The organism is Promicromonospora sp. NPDC110617 (assembly GCF_055598465.1).
The window spans coordinates 2,427,055-2,444,933 of sequence record NZ_JBVKBM010000001.1 but is presented as its reverse complement, the minus strand read 5'-3'; the positions used below and the strand labels follow the sequence as shown (position 1 = coordinate 2,444,933).

Below are 17,879 nucleotides of genomic sequence, written 5' to 3'. Positions count from 1 at the left end.
CATCGGACCCGATAGGATCGACCCGCTCGGAGCGATACGTCATACCTCTCCCCCGCTCCGGAACCATCCGCTCGACGAGGAGTGCCCGCCCATGTCCCAGCCGGTCCACCCTGCCCCACCGTCGCACCCGGACCGGGCCTGGTTCACCGGGGCCAGGTTCGGCCTGTTCGTGCACTTCGGGCTCTACTCGGCCGCCGCCCGGCACGAGTGGGTGCTGAGCAACGAGCGGCAGACCGCCGAGCAGTACGGGCGCTACGCCGAGGTGTTCGACCCCGACCTGTTCGACGCCCGCGCGATCGCCCGCGCCGCCAAGGACGCCGGGATGCGCTACGTGGTGCTGACCACGAAGCACCACGACGGCTTCGCCCTGTGGGACTCCGCCGTGAGCGACTACTCCGTCGCGCGCACGCGCGGGCGCGACCTGGTCGCGGAGCTCGCCGAGGCCGTCCGCGCCGAGGGGCTGCGCCTGGGGCTGTACCACTCGCTCATCGACTGGCACCACCCCGACTTCACCGTGGACTACCTGCACCCGCGCCGGGACGACCCGGATGCCCACGCCCTCAACGAGGGCCGCGACATGACCCGGTACCGCGCGTACCTGCACGCGCAGGTGCGCGAGCTGCTCACCCGGTACGGCGCCGTCGACTACGTCTTCTTCGACTACACGTACGCGCACGACCGGGACGGGTGGCGCGGCAAGTACCCCGAGGACTGGGACGCGAAGGGGCTGCTCGCCCTGGTCCGCGAGCTGCAGCCGCAGGCCGTGGTCAACGACCGCCTGGGCATCCCGGGCGACCTGGTCACCCCGGAGCAGTACCAGCCGGACCAGCCGATGCGGGACGACGACGGCGCTCTGCTGACCTGGGAGGCCTGCCAGACGCTCAACGGGAGCTGGGGCTACGACCGGGACAACACCCGGTTCAAGGACCCGGACCTGCTGGTCCGCATGCTCGTGGACACGGTGTCCAAGGGTGGCAACCTGCTGCTCAACATCGGCCCCGACGGGCGCGGCGCGATCCCGGCCCGCGACGCCGCCACGCTCGCCGCACTCGGCGCGTGGACCCGGCTGCACGGCCGGTCGGTCCACGGGGCAGGCCCCGCGGATCCCGCGCTGGCCGAGGCCCTCGCGCCCGGCCTGCCGCCCGGCGTCGTGCTCACGCAGCGCGCCGACCGCCTGTACCTGCACCTGTTCACGTGGCCGTTCGCGCACGTGCACCTGCGCGGGCTGGCCGACCGGATCCGGTACGCGCAGCTCCTGCACGACGGCTCCGAGCTGCGCACCACCCGCACCGACCCGGACCAGAAGGCGTGGAACACCACGCCCGGCGGGCAGCCGCCCGGCACCCTCACGCTGCACCTGCCCACGGCGCGGCCCGACGTCGCCGTGCCGGTGGTCGAGCTGTTCCTGCGATGAGTTCGGGGGCGCGCCGTCGTCGGACAGGGCATGAACCTGAAAAAGCATCGGCGGCCCACCCCCTCGTCAGGCAGGGTTGAGCCATGAGCGACGTCGACATGTCCCGCTGGAAGCGCAACGTCGGGCTGTTCCTCGCCGGCCAGACCATCTCCCTGTTCGGGTCCATGGTGGTCATGTACGCGGTGATGTGGCACCTGACCATCGAGACCCGGTCCGGGTCGGTGCTCATGCTGAGCATCGTGTTCGGCATGCTGCCGCAGGCGTTCGTGTCGATCTTCGGCGGCGTCTGGGCGGACCGGCACCACCGCAAGTTCCTCATCATGGGCTCGGACACCGTCATCGCCCTGGCGACCCTCGGGCTCGCGCTGCTCATGGTCAGCGGCGTCGACTCGCTCTGGGTCATCTACGCGGCGCTGGCCGTGCGCTCGGTCTTCGCCGGCATCCAGACGCCGGCCGTGAGCGCGATGATCCCGCAGATCACGCCGACCGACCAGCTCATGCGCGTCAACGGCCTGTTCCAGTCGATCCAGTCGGGCATGATGCTGCTCGCGCCCGCCCTGGCGGCCGTCATCTACGCCTCGTTCGACATCGTCACCGTCTTCTTCGTGGACGTGGTGACCGCCCTGCTCGGTGTCGGGATGCTCGCGCTGGTCGCGGTGCCGCGCCTGGTGCGGTCCGACGCCGGCGAGCCGGTCAGCTACTTCGGCGACCTCGCGGCCGGCGTGCGGTACATCCGGGCGAACGCCCCGGTGCGCTGGCTCATCACGCTATTCGCGCTGGTGATGTTCCTGGTGGGCGCCCCGAGCTACCTCACGCCGCTCATGGTCACCCGCACGTTCGGCGACGAGGTGTGGAAGCTGACCGCCAACGAGCTGTTCTGGGGCGGCGGCATGCTGCTCGGCGGCATCATCATGGCGTCGGTCGGGCCCCGGATCACGCGCCGGGTGCGCCTGATGGTCGGGTCGGTGCTCGCCACCGGCGTGCTGGTCGCCGGGCTGGGCGTGTCCACGAACATGTGGGTGTTCTTCACCATCGGCCTGGTCATCGGCATCATGTTCGCGGCGCTCAACACCCCGGCGCTGACGATCATCCAGGAGCGCGTCGAACCCGAGATGCAGGGCCGGGTCTTCGGCTTCGTCGGGATCGTCATGACCGTCGCGATGCCGCTGTCCATGGTGGTGTTCGGCCCGCTGGCCGACCAGTTCTCCGTGGAGGCGCTGCTGATCCTGGCCGGTGTGCTGCTGGTGGCGGTGCTGGGCGCGATCCTCGCGTTCCCCGGGGCGCGACGTTCGCTCGCGCAGGTCGACGCGGCGCCGGAGGCACCGGCCGCGGCGTCGGAGGAGACGGAGGAGCCCACGCCTGCTGTGCCGCAGGACACAGCCGACCTGCGCTGACGGCGTGACAGTATTGCTGGGTCCCCAGCCGTCGGCCATGTGTGCGGAAGGTTCCTGTGAGCGCCCCGAAGATCTATGCCCTGCACGAGAACCCCGAGTGGTTCCCCCCGTTCGCCGAGGCCTTCGCGGCCGAGGGCGTGGACTACGTCGAGTGGGTGCTGACCGACGGCGTCCTGGACCTGGACGAGGCGCCGCCCGAGGGCATCTTCTGGTCGCGCATCTCGGCGAGCAGCCACACGCGTGACCACGGCCTGACCAAGGACTATTCGCGCGCGGTGCTGTCCTGGCTGGAGGCGTACGGACGCCGCACGGTCAACGGCCGGCGCGTGCTGGAGCTCGAGGTCAGCAAGGTGGACCAGCTCACAGCCCTGCGCGCCGCGGGGATCGACACGCCGCGCACCGTGGCCGCCGTCGGGCGTGACCAGGTGCTCAAGGCCGCCCAGGGCTTCCCCACGCCGTTCGTCACCAAGCACAACCAGGGCGGCAAGGGGCTGGGTGTCCGCAAGTTCGACTCGTTCGAGGACCTGGTCGACTACGTCGGTTCCGACGAGTACGAGGAGCCCGTGGACGGCATCACGCTGATCCAGGAGTACGTCGTGGCGGCCGACGGCGGCATCACGCGCGTCGAGATCGTGGGCGGCGAGATGGTCTACGCCGTCCGCGGCGACACGGAGCGCGGCGGGTTCCAGCTCTGCCCCGCCGACGCGTGCGTCATCGACCCGGAGACGGGCCGCCCGATCCCGCCGGTCGGCGCGACCATCTCCATGGCGCCCGACGACGACTGGGGGCTGTTCTCCGAGCGAGCCGGCTACGACGACCCCGTGGTGGCCAAGTACCTCGCTTTCACCGAGCGGCACGGCATCGAGGTGGCCGGGATCGAGAACATCCGGACGGCGGACGGCCGGGTGCTGACGTACGACGTGAACACCAACACGAATTACAACAGCGACGTCGAGCAGGGCACGGCGAAGTCGGGGCCGCGCGAGATCGTCCGGCACCTGGCGCGGGTGCTGCGGGAGACCTACCCGGCCTGACGGCCGCCGTCGCCCGAATCACGTTGGCGCGATCCCGAGGTCGAACGTAGTCTTGTTCTGCCGCCCCTGGCTCAGGGGAGAGGAAGTGAGGCCGGGACCCCCCGCCGGACGACGGGAGCCCGGCCTTCGCGCTGTCTACGCAAGCCTGACGTCGATGATCTCGACCGCACCCAGCTCCTCCGCAGTCTCGACGTCGTAGCCGAATCGGGCGCCGCTAACGGCGCCGGCCACAGCATCAGGTGCCCACAGCATCGGCTCGTCCCGAGGCAGAGCAAAGTCCACCACGATCGCGCCAGAGATCGACCCGCGGAGTCGGAGGACGTCGACGAGCCGAATGTGTCGCGCCTGTTCAGCGAGCTGTGGCGGCTCTCCAGATGGACCTCACGCACACCAAGCTGATCAAGCTCGAAGAGCAGGCGCTCCATACAGATGGCCCGTGCGCGTTCCTGGCGACGATGATCGATCGGCGCGCCGACCACCGCGACGTGCGCCACGTCGAGCGCTCCGAGTGCGGCTGCAATCTTCCGGCGTCGCTCACCGGTCTCGTCCCGCCAGTGCAGCCGCCGGGCCCCACGAAGCAACAGCGTCCGCAATGTCTCTCGCACTGCTTCACAGGCTCCCGGATCCGCGATCACCGCGGCCAGCAGATACAGCCCCTCCCGCCCGTCCCGCGCGGCGCGCATCGACTCGTCCACCCATGCGTGCAGCGCGAACGCCTCGCCTCCTCGTTCCTGATCCACCGAAGGATCATCCCCGAGCATCCGTCATCACGCGCGCCCAGACGCCGTTGCATATACGCAAGGGTGTTCGGAATCCCACCCACAAAACCAAGCCGCCCTCGTACCCGTTGAGTGCTGGACTTTTGCGCTGTTCCGGACCAGAACAGCGCAAAAGTCCAGCACTCAACGAAGCGGGCTAGGCGAAACCGAAGATCGGGCCGAACGTCACCACGACGATCGCGGCCCAGACGGCATAGACCGGCAGGTACTGCGTCTGCCAGCGCTCGATCGCGCCGAACGTGCGCTGCCCGCGCACGAAGCCGGTCGCCAGCCACGCCGCCCATGCGAGGTGCACCAGCAGCACCAGGTTGAGCCCGAGTGCCGCGACCTTGTTGGCGGTGAAGCCGAACTCGGCGATCCGGGTGAGCATCGCGGTCAGCGCCACGGCGTCCACCGCGAGCGCCGCGCCGACCAGCACGAGCTGCAGCCAGTCGAAGATCCCGGGCGGCGCGAGCGGGTCGCGGGCCGAGATCGAGTACAGCAGCAGGAACAGGACCAGCACGAGGATCGCGTCCATGAGGATGAGCAGGTCACGGTCGACGTCGGTGAGCGGCCCGTTGACGAGCAGCACCACGAAGATCGCGACCAGCATGACGATCGTCAGCGGCGTGAAGACCCGCGTGAGCACGGGGGCGATGTTCTCGACGACGTTCTTCTTGGCCTCGACGAGCCAGGCGCCGACCAGCAGTGCGCCCGGGATCGCGAACGGGAGGAGCCAGTCGCCGAGGAACGGCTCGAAGTCGACCCCGACCAGGCTGAGCGAGCCGAAGGTGAGCCCGATGAGCAGCCCGCCGCCGAGCTGGATCAGTGCGAGGTAGATGATGAGCTCGCCGGTGAACCGAACGAAGTCCATGCGCCGCGCGCTCGACCGCCAGGCCCCGCCGGCGTACACGACGCCCAGGAGGAGCCAGAGCACCACGGGCGTGTGGGTGATCGCGAGGAACTCGGTCATGCCGGGTCCGTCGAACTCCCCCGGCTCGAACGGGTACAGGTTGACCACGAGCGCGAGCGCCGTCGTGATCGCGACCAGCAGGACGCTGATCCGCCACGGGACGTGCCGCTTCCACACGAAGTACCCGGCCAGGAACGGCAGGACGGCGAAGACGGCGTTGCGTACGAGCACCAGCTCGTTGTCGGTCGTGGCGGCGAGCAGCACCTTGAGCACGATCCCCGCGCCGACCGCGAGCGCCAGGACCACGGCCAGCTCACGCCAGCGCCCGCCGTCGCTCGGTTCCTCGGGGACCAGCACGAGCTGCTTCCAGAGCCGGTCGGAGTGCTCGCGCGCGAACTCGCGGGACACCTCGTCGAGGTTGCCCATGCGCTTGACCGCGACGAGGAAGGCCTCCTCGTCCTCCAGCCCGCTCGCGGTCAGGTCGCTGACCTGGCCGCGCAGGTGGTCCTCCATCTCGTCGACGTCGGCGGCCGAGATCGCCCGACGGCGCTGGACGTAGCCGCGCCACAGGTCGATCTGCTCCTCGAGCACGACGTGCTCGGCGGGCTCGATCCGCTGGGCGGGACCGGCGTCGTTCCCGTTCTGGTCGCTCATCAGGCCCACCCCTCCGCGACGACGGGGCCGGGCTGGACGTCCTGCCACACCTGCTTGAGCGCGTCGGAGACGACCGCCCACTGCTGACGGCGCTCCGCGAGCGCTTCCTTGCCGGACGCGGTGATCGCGTAGTGCTTCCGCCGCCGCCCGACGTCGGACGTGCCCCACGTCGCCTTGACGTACTCCAGGCGCTCCAGCCGGTGGAGCAGGGGGTAGAGCATGCCGTCGGTCCATTCCATGCGGCCGCCGGAGAGCTCGTTGACGCGCTTGAGGATCGCGTAGCCGTACGACTCGCCGTCGGACAGGATGCCGAGGACGAGCGGCGTCGCGGACGCCGCGACCAGATCCTTGTCGATGTGCACCTGCACTCCTATGCCTAGTGCTGCTAGGGATGCCTACCCTAGCAGCACTAGGCATAGGAGAACTAGGTTCGTGCGGGACGTCGCGCCGCGGGCCGCTTGGTCCCCGCGCGATAGACCGACACCGTCGGCTCGCCGTCGAGCCAGAAGCGCCACGGGTACAGGTCGGCGCGGCCGCCGTCGCCGCTCACGCCCACGCGCGGCCCGGACAGCACGGCGCCCGACGGCGCCTCGGGGACCTCCAGCACCACCGCGCCCTCCGGGTCGGTCACGTCGGCGCCGTCGTCGGACAGGTCGAGGCCGAGCGCCACGGTGAGGCGCGCGGGACCGCGCGCGAGGTCGCGTTCGGCGCGCACGACGCCGGAGGCGAGGCGCCTGGCCGTGGCCAGCGCGACGCCGTCGGGCACCGGCCCGGTCACCTCGCCGGCGCGCAGGAGCACCGCGGACGCCGTCCCGTCCGGGCCGCAGACCACGTTGGCGCAGTAGTGCAGGCCCAGGTGCCGGTACACGTACAGCCGCCCGGGCTCGCCGAACATCGTCTCGTTGCGCCGGCTCGGACCACGGAAGGCATGGGAGCCGGGGTCGTTGGTCCCGTCGTAGGCCTCGACCTCGGTGAGCCGCAGGGTCACGGCGCCCTGGGGCGTGCGGCGGGTCAGGGTGGCGCCGAGCAGGTCGCGCGCGACCGCGACCACGGGTCGGTCGAAGAACTGGCGGGCGGGGACCGATCGTGTCGCTGTCACGACCACCGATTCTCCCCCGCGGCCCGGGTTCTACCAGTCCTCGGGCGCCGGGACCGGCGGCGGCGGCGCGAGGTCGCGCTCCATCCGGTCGATCTCCTCCTGCCACTGCTCCATCGGGGCCGGGTCGACCTGCTCGACCACCGGCTGGTCCACCGACGGCGTGGCGGCCTGGTCCTCCTGACACGCGGCGAAGAGGGCGAGGACGACAAACCCGACGACCACGAAGCCCCAGATCCCGCCGCCGTCGCCCGGGGGATCCTTGGGCGGGCGGTAGTCGTCACCACCTCCGCCGCCCCCGCCGTAGCTGCTGCTCCCACCTCCACCCGAGGGGTAGCCGTAGTCGCCGCCGTCGTCGTCGCTCATGATGCCCGGGCTGCGAGAGTGGCGACGACCTGCGTGAGCACCCGGTCGCTCCAGTTCTGCTCGGACTCGGGGTACTCGCCCATGCCGTCCGCGGTCGAGGTGCCGTTCACCTCGAACCGGTAGGCGCCCTGGTAGCAGTCCAGGCCGCCGTAGAGCGTGTCCTCGAAGCACCCGGCCGCGCCGAGCGAGTCGCCGAGGTCCTCCAGGTCGCCGGAGTCGTCGTCCGCCAGGTCCTCCCGGTAGGACTGCTCGATCAGGGCAGGGTCAGCGATGGACGCGAGGAGGATCTCGATGCTGCTGTTGCCCTCCGGCGAGTGCTCCGAGGGCAGCGTGAACCGGTACTCGCAGCCGCCCGCGGCGATGTCTCCCGTGGCGCCCGGGTCGCTCTCCTGGAGCGGGTTGAAGTTCATGATCGTGAGCTGCTGCGGTGTGCGGTCGATGTCCGCCGCCTGCGGGAGCATCGCCCGGATCTCGGCGTCGCTCAACGTCTGGCACGCGTCGGGCCAGTCGGCGACGAGCAGCTGGCCGCCCGACGGCGGGGCGGCGGAGATCTGCTCGCCCGACGGCGCAGGGGAACCCACCTGGAGCTCGGGGACCGGTTCGGTGCAGCCTGCGAGCAGCAGTAGCGACACCGCCGTGCCGACCGGCATCCACGTCGCACGCGTCCTCGCCATGGTCCGCAACTCCTCGCCGCCGCCTCCACCCGGGCGCCCCGCACGAGACACCATGCGAAACGTTAGAGGGTCTATCGAACGGTGACAAGCACCAGTGTGATGCGACTGAGTCGTAGCCCGCTCAGGTCAGGCACGCCGTGCCCGTGCGGTCAGATCAGCGCGCCGACCCCGTCCAGGTGCAGGTCGGCCCGCTCGCGGGTGCGCTCGCGCGCGTAGTGCTCCGCCTCGTCGGCCATCCAGCGCCGCCAGTGCTCGCGGGCGTCCTCGCCGTCGCGGGCAAGGCCGCGGCGCAGCCGCTCGGCGTCGTCCGCCTGGACCCAGATGCGGAACGCACCCAGCGCGTCCACCTGGCGCGCGCCCGCGCCGCAGCCCTCCACCACCAGGTGGGCCGACGGCGGGACGTCGTGCCACTCGGCCCAGTCGCCCTCGACCCAGTCGTAGCGCCGGTAGCGCACCTGCTCCCCCGCGGCCAGTGGGTCCAGCACCCAGCGGCGGAGGTTCTCGGCGCCGCCGTCGGGCCCGGCCGCCCAGCCCTCGTAGAGGTCGTCCATGTGGATCACCGGTGCCTCCAGCGCGTCCGCGAGCTGCGCGGCCAGCGTCGTCTTGCCCGACCCGGCGGGCCCGTCGACGCAGATCAGTCGCGCGTCGACCACCCGGATGCGCCCCAGCACCTCACCCAGCACCCCTGGCGTGACGGTCATCCCGCTCCCCTCATAGGTCTACCCAGCAATAGGTCTACCCAGCGATTGTGCCCGCCGACCGACGTGTCAGACACACAGGTCACCCGAGGGATCTGTGTGTCTGACACGTCGGGGAGGTGCAGCGTCAGGACTCCGGCTGGGCCCAGAAGCGGAACTCCGTGGAGCGCTCCTTGGCGGCCTCGATCTGCTCCGCGACCCGCGCCGGGGCGGTGCCGCCCACGTTGTCGCGCGAGGCGAGGGAGCCCTCGACCGACAGCACGGAGCGCACCTCGGGGGTGAGGTGCTCCGAGATCTTGGCCAGGTCCTCGTCGGACAGGTCCCACAGCTCGATGTCGCGTGCCTCGCACTCCTGCACGCAGGAGCCGGCCACCTCGTGCGCCACGCGGAACGGCACACCCTGCTTGACGAGCCACTCGGCGATGTCGGTCGCGAGCGAGAAGCCCTGCGGCGCGAGCTCGGCCATGCGGTCAGTGTCAAAGACCATGGTGCGCACCATGCCCGTGAACGCGGGCAGCACCGCCGTGAGCGTCGCCACCTGGTCGAACACCGGCTCCTTGTCCTCCTGCAGGTCGCGGTTGTACGCGAGCGGGAGGCCCTTGAGCGTGGTGAGCAGGCCGGTGAGGTCGCCGATCACGCGCCCGGCCTTGCCGCGCGCGAGCTCGGCGATGTCCGGGTTCTTCTTCTGCGGCATGATCGAGGAGCCCGTGGAGTACGCGTCGTCCAGGCGGACGAAGCCGAACTCCTTGGTGTTCCAGAGGATGATCTCCTCCGAGATCCGCGACAGGTCCACGCCGATCATCGCCGCGACGAAGGCGAACTCCGCCGTCACGTCGCGCGAGGCCGTGCCGTCGATCGAGTTCTCGACGGGCCCGCCCTCCAGGCCCAGGTCGGCGGCCACGGCCGCCGGGTCCAGACCGAGCGACGAGCCCGCGAGCGCACCCGAGCCGTAGGGCGACTTCGAGGCGCGCACGTCCCAGTCGAGGAACCGGTCCACGTCGCGCAGCAGCGGCCACGCGTGCGCCAGCAGGTGGTGCGCCAGCAGCACGGGCTGGGCGTGCTGCAGGTGGGTGCGCCCCGGCATGGGGGCGTTCCCGGCGGCGGCCGCCTGGACGATGAGCTCGTCCACGAGGTCGAGCACCTGCGTGCCGATCGTGCGGGCCTGGTCGCGCAGGTACAGCCGCACGAGCGTGGCGATCTGGTCGTTGCGGGACCGGCCGGCGCGCAGCTTGCCGCCCAGCTCGTCCCCGGCGCGCTCCAGCAGGCCACGCTCCAGCGCGGTGTGCACGTCCTCGTCGTCGAGCACCGGCAGGAAGGCACCCGAGACGACGTCCTGCTCCAGCACGTCCAGGGCGTCGATCATCCGGGCCAGCTCCGGCTCGGTGAGCAGGCCGGCGGCCGCCAGGGCGCGGGCGTGCGCCCGCGACCCGGCGATGTCGTACTGCGCGAGCCGCCAGTCGAAGTGCGTCGACTGCGACAGGGCGGACAGCTCCGGCGACGGCCCACCGGCGAACCGGCCGCCCCAGAGGGCGACCTTCGGGCCGGTGTGCTCCCCGACGGTCCGCGGGGTCGCGTGGCCGACGTCCTTGCCGTCGTGCTCGCTCACCGCGCGCCCGCCGTCAGGTTCGCCGTGGCGCCGAGGTCCACGCCGTTGCCGAACTTCTCGTCGCGCGCGGCGGCGAGCTTGGCGGTGAGGCCGTAGATCTCGATGAAGCCGCGGGCCTGCGACTGGTCGAACGCGTCGCCCTCGTCGTAGGTGGCGAGGTTGAAGTCGTACAGCGACTGCTCCGAGCGGCGCCCGGTCACGGTGGCCCGGCCGCCGTGCAGCACCATGCGGATGTCGCCCGAGACGTACTTCTGGGTGTCGTCGACGAAGACGTCCAGCGACTTCTTCAGCGGCGAGAACCACATGCCGTCGTAGACCAGCTCGCTCCAGCGCTGCTCGACCTGGCGCTTGAACCGGGCCTGCTCGCGCTCGAGCGTGACGTTCTCCAGCTCCTGGTGGGCCGCGATCAGCGCGATCGCCCCGGGGGCCTCGTAGATCTCGCGGGACTTGATGCCCACGAGCCGGTCCTCGACGATGTCGATGCGGCCGACGCCCTGGGCGCCCGCGCGGCGGTTCATCTCCTGGATGGCCTGCAGCGGGGTGACGGGCACGCCGTCGATCGCCACGGGGATGCCCTGCTCGAAGGTGAGGATGACCTCGTCGGCCACCGGCGGGAACGTCGGGTCGTCCGTGTAGGAGTAGACGTCCTTGGTCGGCTCGTTCCAGATGTCCTCGAGGAAGCCCGTCTCGACGGCGCGGCCCCACACGTTCTGGTCGATCGAGAACGGGTTCTTCTTCGTGGTCGCGATCGGCAGGTCGTGCTTCTCGGCGTAGTCGATGGCCTTCTCGCGGGTCAGCGCGAGGTCACGCACCGGCGCGATCGACTTGAGGTCGGGCGCGAGCGAGGTGGTGGCCACCTCGAACCGGACCTGGTCGTTGCCCTTGCCCGTGCAGCCGTGGGCCACGGTCGAGGCACCGAACTCGCGGGCGGCGCGCACCATGTGCTTGACGATCACGGGGCGCGAGATGGCGGAGACCAGCGGGTAGCGGTCGAGGTACATGCCGTTGGCCCGCAGCGCGGGCATGCAGTACTCGGCGGCGAACTCGTCGCGCGCGTCGGCGACGTACGCCTCGACGGCGCCGCAGTCCAGCGCGCGCTGGCGGATGACGTTCATGTCCTCGCCGCCCTGGCCGACGTCGACGGCCACGGCGACCACCTCGGCCCCGGTGGCCTCGGCGATCCAGCCGATGGCGACGGAGGTGTCCAGGCCGCCCGAGTAGGCGAGCACGACGCGTTCAGTCATGATTGACGTTCTCTTTCCGGTGGTGGTGTTCAGGTGCAATTCTTGTGGGTTCTCAGGCGCTGAGCGCGAGGAAGCGGTTGGCGAGGGCGGCGCCGTCGGCGTCGCGCGCGATCACGAGGATCGTGTCGTCCCCCGCGATCGTCCCCAGCATCCCGGGGAAGACGGAGTGGTCGATGGCCGAGGCCAGCAGGTTCGCCGCCCCCGGCGGGGTGCGCAGCACCACGAGGTTGCCCGACGACTCGGCCGAGACCAGCAGCTCCTTGGCGAGCCGGGCCAGCCGCGCGGACAGGTACTCCTCGCTCGCGTCGGACTGCGCGCTGCGGTCCCCGCCCTCACCGGGGACCGCGTAGACGAGCGTGCCGTCCGAGCCGCGCACCTTCTCGGCCTGCAGCTCGATCAGGTCCCGCGACAGCGTGCCCTGCGTGACGCTCACGCCGTCCGCGGCCAGGGCGTCGGCGAGCTCGGCCTGGGAGTGGATGGCGTTGCGGGTCACGATGGCGGTGATCCGGGCGTGTCGGGCGGCCTTGGTCGTCGCCGTCGTCGCGGTCTGCCGGGCGACCATCAGCCCTGCTCCAGCAGCCAGGCCAGCAGCGCCTTCTGCGCGTGCAGGCGGTTCTCGGCCTCGTCGAAGACCACGGACTGCGGCCCGTCGATGACGTCGGCGGTGATCTCCTTGCCGCGGTAGGCCGGCAGGCAGTGCAGCACGAGCGCGTCCGGGGCGGCGCCCGCGAGCAGCTCCGCGTTGACCTGGTAGTCCCAGAACGGCTTGGACCGCGCCTCGGCCTCGGCCTCGTCGCCCATCGACACCCAGGTGTCGGTGGCTACGACGTCCGCCCCGGCCACGGCCTCCTTGGCGGACGTCGTCACGGTCACCGAGCCGCCCGTGGTCGCGGCGATCTCGGTCGCCCGGGCGACCATGGCTGCGTCGGGCAGGTAGCCCTCCGGGCCGGCGATCCGCACGTGCAGGCCGGCCGTCGCGCCGCCCAGCAGGTAGGAGTTGCCCATGTTGTTCGCGGCGTCGCCCACGTACGCGAACGTGGTGCCGGGCAGGCTCGCCAGCCCCCGGTGCTGCGCCACCGTGAGCAGGTCCGCGAGGATCTGACAGGGGTGGAAGTCGTCGGTCAGGGCGTTGACCACCGGCACGCGCGAGACGGACGCCATCTCCTCGATGCGGTCCTGCCCGAAGGTGCGCCACGCGATGGCCGAGACCTGCCGGTCGAGCACGCGCGTGGTGTCCACGACGGACTCGCGCACGCCGATCTGGGCCAGCCGGCCGTCCACGACGAGCGGGAACCCGCCGAGCTCGGCGATCCCGACCGCGAACGACACCTGCGTGCGCAGCGTCGGCTTGTCCGTGATGAACGCGACGGCCCGCGGGCCCTCCAGCGGGCGCTTCGCGTACCGGTCCGCGCGCAGGGCGAGGCCGAGCTCGAGGACGGCCTTCTGCTCGGCGGGCGTCAGGTCGTCGTCGCGCAGGAAGTGGCGGGTCATGCGGGGGTCTCCTCGGTCTCGACAGGCTCGACCAGCGTGGCGAAGAAGCGGGCGGCCTCCGTGGCCTGCTCCGCGGTCAGGATCAGGGGCGGGGCGAGGCGGATCGCGTCCGGCGCCACCGCGTTGACGATCAGTCCGGCCTCCAGGGCGGCAGCGGCCACCTGGGGCGCCACCGGCTCGTTGAGCACGACGGCGAGCAGCAGCCCGCGGCCGCGGACCTCCTTGACGAGCGGGCTGCCGCACATCTCGATCTCCTGGCGCAGCAGGGCCCCGACCTCGCGCACGTTGGTCAGCAGGCCGTCGCGCTCGATCACGCCCAGCGTCGCGAGCGCGGCGGCCGAGGCCACGGGGTTGCCGCCGAACGTGCTGCCGTGCTGGCCGCGGCCCAGCAGCCGCGCGGCGTCGCCGTACGCGATCACCGCGCCCACGGGGAAGCCGCCGCCGAGGCCCTTGGCGACCGTGACGACGTCGGGCACGATGCCGCCGCCGATCTCCGGCTGCTGGTAGGCGAACCACGAACCGCACCGGCCGACGCCCGTCTGGACCTCGTCCAGCACGAGCAGCGCGCCGTGCGCCCGGGTCAGGCGGCGGGCGGCCGCGAGGTAGCCCGGGGGCAGCGGGCGCACGCCGGCCTCGCCCTGCACGGGCTCGACGACCAGGGCCGCGACCTCGCCGTGCTCGGCGACGGACTGCGGCGTGAACGCGGCCTCCAGGGCCGCGAGGTCACCGAACGGCAGGTGCTCGACGCCGCCCGGGAGCGGCTCGAACGGCTCGCGGTACGCGGCCTTCGCGGTCAGCGCGAGCGCGCCCATCGACCGGCCGTGGAAGCCGCCCTCCAGGGCGAGCACGCGCGTGCGCGTGCCCACGCCGGACGACGTCGCGACCCGGCGCGTCATCTTGAACGCCGCCTCGACCGCCTCGGTGCCCGAGTTGGTGAGGAACACGCGCGAGCCCTCCGGCGCCTCGGCCACGCGCAGCAGCGTCTCGGCCAGCGCGATCTGGGCCGGCGTGCCGAAGAAGTTGGAGACGTGCCCGAGCGTGCCGAGCTGCGCGCTGATCGCCGCCGTCAGCGTCGGGTGCGCGTGGCCCAGCGCGTTCACCGCGATGCCCGCGAGCAGGTCGAGGTAGCGCTTGCCGTCGGCGTCCCACACGTAGGCGCCCTCGCCGCGCACCAGCACGCGCTGCGGCGGGCCGAACGTGTCCATCACCGCGCCCGTGTACCGCTGGGTCCATGCGGCCACGGAGCCGTCGGCCGTCAGCGCCGCGCTCTCGTCGGCCGGGATCACCGTGCTCATGCGTCCGTTCCTTCCTCGGGTCCCGCGACCACCATCGTGCCGTTGCCCCGCGTGGTGAAGACCTCCAGCAGCGCGCTGTGCGGCTGCCGTCCGTCGATGACCGTCGCCGCACCCACGCCGCCCTCGACGGCCCGCAGGCATGCCTCCATCTTGGGCACCATCCCCGCCTGCAGGGTGGGCAGCAGCTCGGCCAGCTCGGGCGCCGTGATCCGCTCGACGAGCGAGCCCTTGTCGGGCCAGTTCGTGTAGAGGCCCTCGACGTCGGTCAGCACGATGAGCTTCTTGGCGCCGAGCGCCACCGCGAGCGCGGAGGCGGCGGTGTCCGCGTTGACGTTGAGCACCTGGGTGGGGTCGTCCTTGTCGGGCGCGATCGTGGAGACCACGGGGATGCGCCCGGCCTCCAGCAGGTCCTCGACGGCGCGCGGGTCCACCTGCACGACGTCGCCCACGAGGCCGACGTCGACGGGCACGCCCTCGACGACCGCGTGCCGGCGCTGGGCGCCGAGCAGGCCGCCGTCCTCCCCGGACAGGCCGACGGCGACGGGACCGTGGGCGTTGATCAAACCCACGAGCTCCCGGCTGACCTGGCCGGTCAGGACCATGCGCACGATCTCCATGGCCTCCGGCGTGGTGACGCGCAGGCCGCCCTTGAACTCCGACTCGATGCCGAGGCGGTCGAGCATCGCGTTGATCTGGGGTCCCCCGCCGTGCACGACGACGGGCCGCAGCCCCACCTGCCGCAGGAACACCATGTCCTGCGCGAAGGCGGCCTTGAGCTCGGCGTCGATCATGGCGTTGCCGCCGTACTTGACCACGACGAGCGCGCCGGAAAACTCCTGCAACCAGGGCAGGGCCTCGATGAGCACCTCGGCCTTCTGGTCGGGCCGCAGCCCGTTCACGATGTCGCTGCTCATGTGCTGTACGCGCTGTTCTCGTGGACGTAGTCGTGCGTGAGGTCGTTGGTCCACAGCGTGATCTCGGCGTCGCCGGCGTGCAGGTCGACGGTGAAGGTGACCTCGCGGGCCGCGGCCATGTCGACCTTCTCGGGGGGCTCATGGGCGCCGCCCGCCTTGCAGACCATGACGCCGTTGACGCTCACGTCGAGCTGCTCCGGGTCGAACGGCGCGACGTCCTCGGGCACGGTGCCGACCTGGGACAGGATGCGGCCCCAGTTCGGGTCGTTGCCGAAGACCGCGGCCTTGACCAGGTTGGACCGGCTCACGGCGCGGGCCACGGCCAGCGCGGCGTCCTCGGTGGTCGCGTTCGTGACGGTGATCGCGATGTCGTGGGACGCACCCTCGGCGTCGGCGACGAGCTGCCGCGCGAGGTCCGCGCAGATCGCCGTGACGGCCTCGGTGAGCACCGCCAGGTCAGCGGGCACGCCCGAGGCGCCCGACGCCATGAGCACCACCGTGTCCGAGGTGGACATGGCGCCGTCGGAGTCGACGCGGTCGAAGGTGACGCGCGTGGCGGCCCGCAGGGCGGCGTCCGCGTCCGCGGCGGGGACGACGGCGTCCGTGGTCACCACGCAGAGCATCGTCGCCAGGGCGGGGGCGAGCATGCCCGCGCCCTTGGCCATGCCGCCCACGGTGAAGGTGCCCGACGGCGTCTCGACGGTGCGCACCGCCGTCTTGGCGACGGTGTCGGTGGTCATGATGGCGGTGGCGGCGGCCTGCCCGGCGGCGTCGTCGGCCGCGAGCTCGCCGACGGCCACGGGGATGCCCGCCAGCAGCTTGTCGGCGGCGAGCCGCACTCCGATCAGTCCGGTCGAGGCCACCAGCACGTCGATCGCGCCGATGCCGAGCTCGTCGGCGACCTTCTCCGCGGTGGCGTGCGCGTCCTGGAACCCGCCCGGCCCGGTGCACACGTTGGCCCCGCCGGAGTTGAGCACGACGGCGTGGGCGGCGCCGCCCTTCACCGCCTGTCGCGACCACATGACCGGCGCGCCGACCACGCGGTTGCTCGTGAACACCGCGGCGGCGGCGAACTCGGGACCGTCGTTGACCACGAGGGCCAGGTCGGGGTTGCCGGACGCCTTGAGGCCGGCGGTGACGCCGGCAGCCCGGAATCCTTGTGCCGCGGTGACGCTCACGGGGCGACTCCTTCGGTGATGAGGCCGGCGGTCTCGCGCAGGCCGAGGGCGAGGTTCATGGACTGGACCGCGGCACCCGCGGTCCCCTTGACCAGGTTGTCGATGGCCGTGACCGTGACCACCCGGCGGGCGGCGGCGTCCACGGCGACCTGGACCAGGGCGGTGTTGGCGCCGAGCGTCATCGCGGTGCTCGGCCACTGCCCCTCGGGCAGCAGGTGCACGAACGGCTCGTCGGCGTAGGCGGCCTCCCACGCGGCGCGGACCTGCTCCGGGTCGGCCCCCTGGGCCAGCCGGGCAGTCGCGGTCGCGAGGATGCCGCGCGCCATCGGCACCAGGGTGGGTGTGAAGCTGATGCCCACCTCGGGCGCGCCGGCGGCCCGCAGGTTCTGCTGGATCTCCGGGATGTGGCGGTGCGTGCCGCCCACGCCGTACGGTTGGGCCGAACCGAGCGCCTCGCTCGCCAGGAGGTGCGGCTTGAGCGCCTTGCCCGCGCCCGAGTAGCCGTTGGCCAGCACCGCGACGATGTCGGTGGCCTCGACCACCCCCGCCGCGACACCGGGCTGCAGGCCCAGGGTCACCGCGGTGACGTTGCAGCCGGGCACGGCGATGCGGCGCGCTCCGGGCAGCTTGTCGCGCTGGCGGGCCGCGGACGCCAGGTCGGCCGCGGTCCCATCGGCAGCAGACGCCTCGGCGTGGATCAGCTCGGGCATCCCGTAGGGCCAGGTCCCCGCGTGCGTCGAGCCGTAGAACTGCTCCCAGTCGGCCCCCGACTCCAGCCGGTGGTCGGCGCCCAGGTCGATGACCAGGACGTCGTCCGGGAGCTGGGCGGCGACCTGGCCCGACGCGCCGTGCGGCAGGCCGAGCACCACGACGTCGTGGCCGGCGAGCGTGTCGGGCGTGGTGGGCTCCAGGATGCGGTGCGCGAGGCCGCGCAGGTGCGGCTGGACCTCGCCGAGGCTCGAACCGGCGCTCGCGTGCGCGGTGAGGGTGCCGATCTCGACGAAGGGATGGGCCGCGAGGAGGCGCAGGACCTCCCCGCCCGCATAGCCGGAAGCGCCCGCGACGGCGACTCGGATGAGCTGGCTGCTGGACATATTCGGTAGTGTACATAGTTATGCAGCGGGGCGAAACCCGTCCCGGACCGCGGACA

General features: G+C 71.9%; 17 protein-coding genes. 3 read left to right on the top strand and 14 right to left on the bottom strand.

Annotation, left to right across the window (positions count from 1 at the left end; translation table 11 throughout):
• Window positions 1–91 precede the first annotated feature (91 nt).
• The 3 genes from ACZ7LE_RS10705 (at window position 92) to ACZ7LE_RS10695 (ending at window position 3,842) form a co-directional block, all read left to right on the top strand.
• Window positions 92–1,414 (top strand): alpha-L-fucosidase, encoded by a 1,323-nt coding sequence (locus tag ACZ7LE_RS10705; RefSeq protein ID WP_470403240.1) that lies wholly within the window; start codon window positions 92–94, stop codon window positions 1,412–1,414.
• An 83-nt stretch (window positions 1,415–1,497) separates the two neighbouring features.
• Entirely contained in the window at window positions 1,498–2,808 is a 1,311-nt protein-coding gene (locus ACZ7LE_RS10700) for an MFS transporter (RefSeq protein WP_470403239.1), read from the top strand.
• Window positions 2,809–2,864: 56 nt separating this feature from the next.
• Window positions 2,865–3,842 (top strand): ATP-grasp domain-containing protein, encoded by a 978-nt coding sequence (locus ACZ7LE_RS10695; protein ID WP_470403238.1) that lies wholly within the window; start codon window positions 2,865–2,867, stop codon window positions 3,840–3,842.
• A gap of 915 nt (window positions 3,843–4,757) precedes the next feature.
• On the opposite strand, the gene ACZ7LE_RS10690 is transcribed toward ACZ7LE_RS10695, so the two are convergent.
• The 14 genes from ACZ7LE_RS10690 to argC form a co-directional block, all read right to left on the bottom strand.
• Window positions 4,758–6,167, bottom strand: coding sequence for a permease prefix domain 1-containing protein (locus tag ACZ7LE_RS10690; RefSeq protein WP_470403237.1), 1,410 nt, complete (start codon window positions 6,165–6,167; stop codon window positions 4,758–4,760).
• The gene (locus tag ACZ7LE_RS10685; protein ID WP_470403236.1) at window positions 6,167–6,529 is read right to left on the bottom strand and encodes a PadR family transcriptional regulator; all 363 of its coding nucleotides are present in this window, start codon (window positions 6,527–6,529) and stop codon (window positions 6,167–6,169) included. Before ACZ7LE_RS10685 ends, ACZ7LE_RS10690 begins: the two co-directional genes overlap by 1 nt.
• A gap of 62 nt (window positions 6,530–6,591) precedes the next feature.
• The gene (locus ACZ7LE_RS10680; protein WP_470403235.1) at window positions 6,592–7,266 is read right to left on the bottom strand and encodes a DNA-3-methyladenine glycosylase; all 675 of its coding nucleotides are present in this window, start codon (window positions 7,264–7,266) and stop codon (window positions 6,592–6,594) included.
• Window positions 7,267–7,296: 30 nt separating this feature from the next.
• Complete coding sequence (locus ACZ7LE_RS10675; RefSeq protein WP_470403234.1) at window positions 7,297–7,629, bottom strand: hypothetical protein; 333 nt, start codon at window positions 7,627–7,629, stop codon at window positions 7,297–7,299.
• Window positions 7,626–8,303 carry a hypothetical protein gene (locus ACZ7LE_RS10670; protein ID WP_470403233.1) on the bottom strand — a complete coding sequence of 226 codons (678 nt, stop codon included), beginning with the start codon at window positions 8,301–8,303 and terminating at the stop codon, window positions 7,626–7,628. The genes ACZ7LE_RS10675 and ACZ7LE_RS10670 overlap by 4 nt, the downstream gene beginning before the upstream one ends.
• A 149-nt stretch (window positions 8,304–8,452) precedes the next feature.
• Entirely contained in the window at window positions 8,453–9,004 is a 552-nt protein-coding gene (locus tag ACZ7LE_RS10665; protein WP_470403232.1) for a uridine kinase family protein, read from the bottom strand.
• Window positions 9,005–9,128: 124 nt separating this feature from the next.
• Complete coding sequence (gene argH, locus ACZ7LE_RS10660; protein ID WP_470403231.1) at window positions 9,129–10,607, bottom strand: argininosuccinate lyase; 1,479 nt, start codon at window positions 10,605–10,607, stop codon at window positions 9,129–9,131.
• Window positions 10,604–11,851 (bottom strand): argininosuccinate synthase, encoded by a 1,248-nt coding sequence (locus tag ACZ7LE_RS10655; RefSeq protein WP_470403230.1) that lies wholly within the window; start codon window positions 11,849–11,851, stop codon window positions 10,604–10,606. The genes argH and ACZ7LE_RS10655 overlap by 4 nt, the downstream gene beginning before the upstream one ends.
• Before the next feature lie 52 nt (window positions 11,852–11,903).
• Window positions 11,904–12,413: an arginine repressor gene (locus ACZ7LE_RS10650; RefSeq protein ID WP_470403229.1), complete on the bottom strand. Its 510-nt coding sequence runs from the start codon at window positions 12,411–12,413 to the stop codon at window positions 11,904–11,906.
• Window positions 12,413–13,342, bottom strand: a complete 930-nt coding sequence (gene argF, locus ACZ7LE_RS10645; RefSeq protein ID WP_470403228.1) for an ornithine carbamoyltransferase — start codon at window positions 13,340–13,342, stop codon at window positions 12,413–12,415. The genes ACZ7LE_RS10650 and argF overlap by 1 nt, the downstream gene beginning before the upstream one ends.
• A complete protein-coding gene (locus ACZ7LE_RS10640) occupies window positions 13,339–14,637 on the bottom strand; it encodes an acetylornithine transaminase (protein ID WP_470403227.1) in 1,299 nt (432 codons plus the stop codon). Before ACZ7LE_RS10640 ends, argF begins: the two co-directional genes overlap by 4 nt.
• Entirely contained in the window at window positions 14,634–15,551 is a 918-nt protein-coding gene (gene argB / locus ACZ7LE_RS10635; RefSeq protein ID WP_470403226.1) for an acetylglutamate kinase, read from the bottom strand. Before argB ends, ACZ7LE_RS10640 begins: the two co-directional genes overlap by 4 nt.
• The gene (gene argJ, locus ACZ7LE_RS10630) at window positions 15,548–16,729 is read right to left on the bottom strand and encodes a bifunctional glutamate N-acetyltransferase/amino-acid acetyltransferase ArgJ (protein WP_470403225.1); all 1,182 of its coding nucleotides are present in this window, start codon (window positions 16,727–16,729) and stop codon (window positions 15,548–15,550) included. The genes argB and argJ overlap by 4 nt, the downstream gene beginning before the upstream one ends.
• Window positions 16,726–17,823 (bottom strand): N-acetyl-gamma-glutamyl-phosphate reductase, encoded by a 1,098-nt coding sequence (gene argC, locus ACZ7LE_RS10625; protein ID WP_470403224.1) that lies wholly within the window; start codon window positions 17,821–17,823, stop codon window positions 16,726–16,728. The genes argJ and argC overlap by 4 nt, the downstream gene beginning before the upstream one ends.
• Window positions 17,824–17,879 lie beyond the last annotated feature (56 nt).

What these genes read in the sequence shown, in the direction of transcription:
- ACZ7LE_RS10705 (WP_470403240.1), top strand. Translation starts at nt 92, where the DNA reads ATGTCCCAGCCGGTCCACCCTGCCCCACCGTCGCACCCGGACCGGGCC.
- ACZ7LE_RS10670 (WP_470403233.1), bottom strand. Translation starts at nt 8,303, where the DNA reads ATGGCGAGGACGCGTGCGACGTGGATGCCGGTCGGCACGGCGGTGTCG.
- ACZ7LE_RS10700 (WP_470403239.1), top strand. Translation starts at nt 1,498, where the DNA reads ATGAGCGACGTCGACATGTCCCGCTGGAAGCGCAACGTCGGGCTGTTC.
- ACZ7LE_RS10655 (WP_470403230.1), bottom strand. Translation starts at nt 11,851, where the DNA reads ATGACTGAACGCGTCGTGCTCGCCTACTCGGGCGGCCTGGACACCTCC.
- ACZ7LE_RS10665 (WP_470403232.1), bottom strand. Translation starts at nt 9,004, where the DNA reads ATGACCGTCACGCCAGGGGTGCTGGGTGAGGTGCTGGGGCGCATCCGG.
- argB (WP_470403226.1), bottom strand. Translation starts at nt 15,551, where the DNA reads ATGAGCAGCGACATCGTGAACGGGCTGCGGCCCGACCAGAAGGCCGAG.
- ACZ7LE_RS10675 (WP_470403234.1), bottom strand. Translation starts at nt 7,629, where the DNA reads ATGAGCGACGACGACGGCGGCGACTACGGCTACCCCTCGGGTGGAGGT.
- argC (WP_470403224.1), bottom strand. Translation starts at nt 17,823, where the DNA reads ATGTCCAGCAGCCAGCTCATCCGAGTCGCCGTCGCGGGCGCTTCCGGC.
- argF (WP_470403228.1), bottom strand. Translation starts at nt 13,342, where the DNA reads ATGACCCGCCACTTCCTGCGCGACGACGACCTGACGCCCGCCGAGCAG.
- ACZ7LE_RS10640 (WP_470403227.1), bottom strand. Translation starts at nt 14,637, where the DNA reads ATGAGCACGGTGATCCCGGCCGACGAGAGCGCGGCGCTGACGGCCGAC.
- ACZ7LE_RS10650 (WP_470403229.1), bottom strand. Translation starts at nt 12,413, where the DNA reads ATGGTCGCCCGGCAGACCGCGACGACGGCGACGACCAAGGCCGCCCGA.
- ACZ7LE_RS10690 (WP_470403237.1), bottom strand. Translation starts at nt 6,167, where the DNA reads ATGAGCGACCAGAACGGGAACGACGCCGGTCCCGCCCAGCGGATCGAG.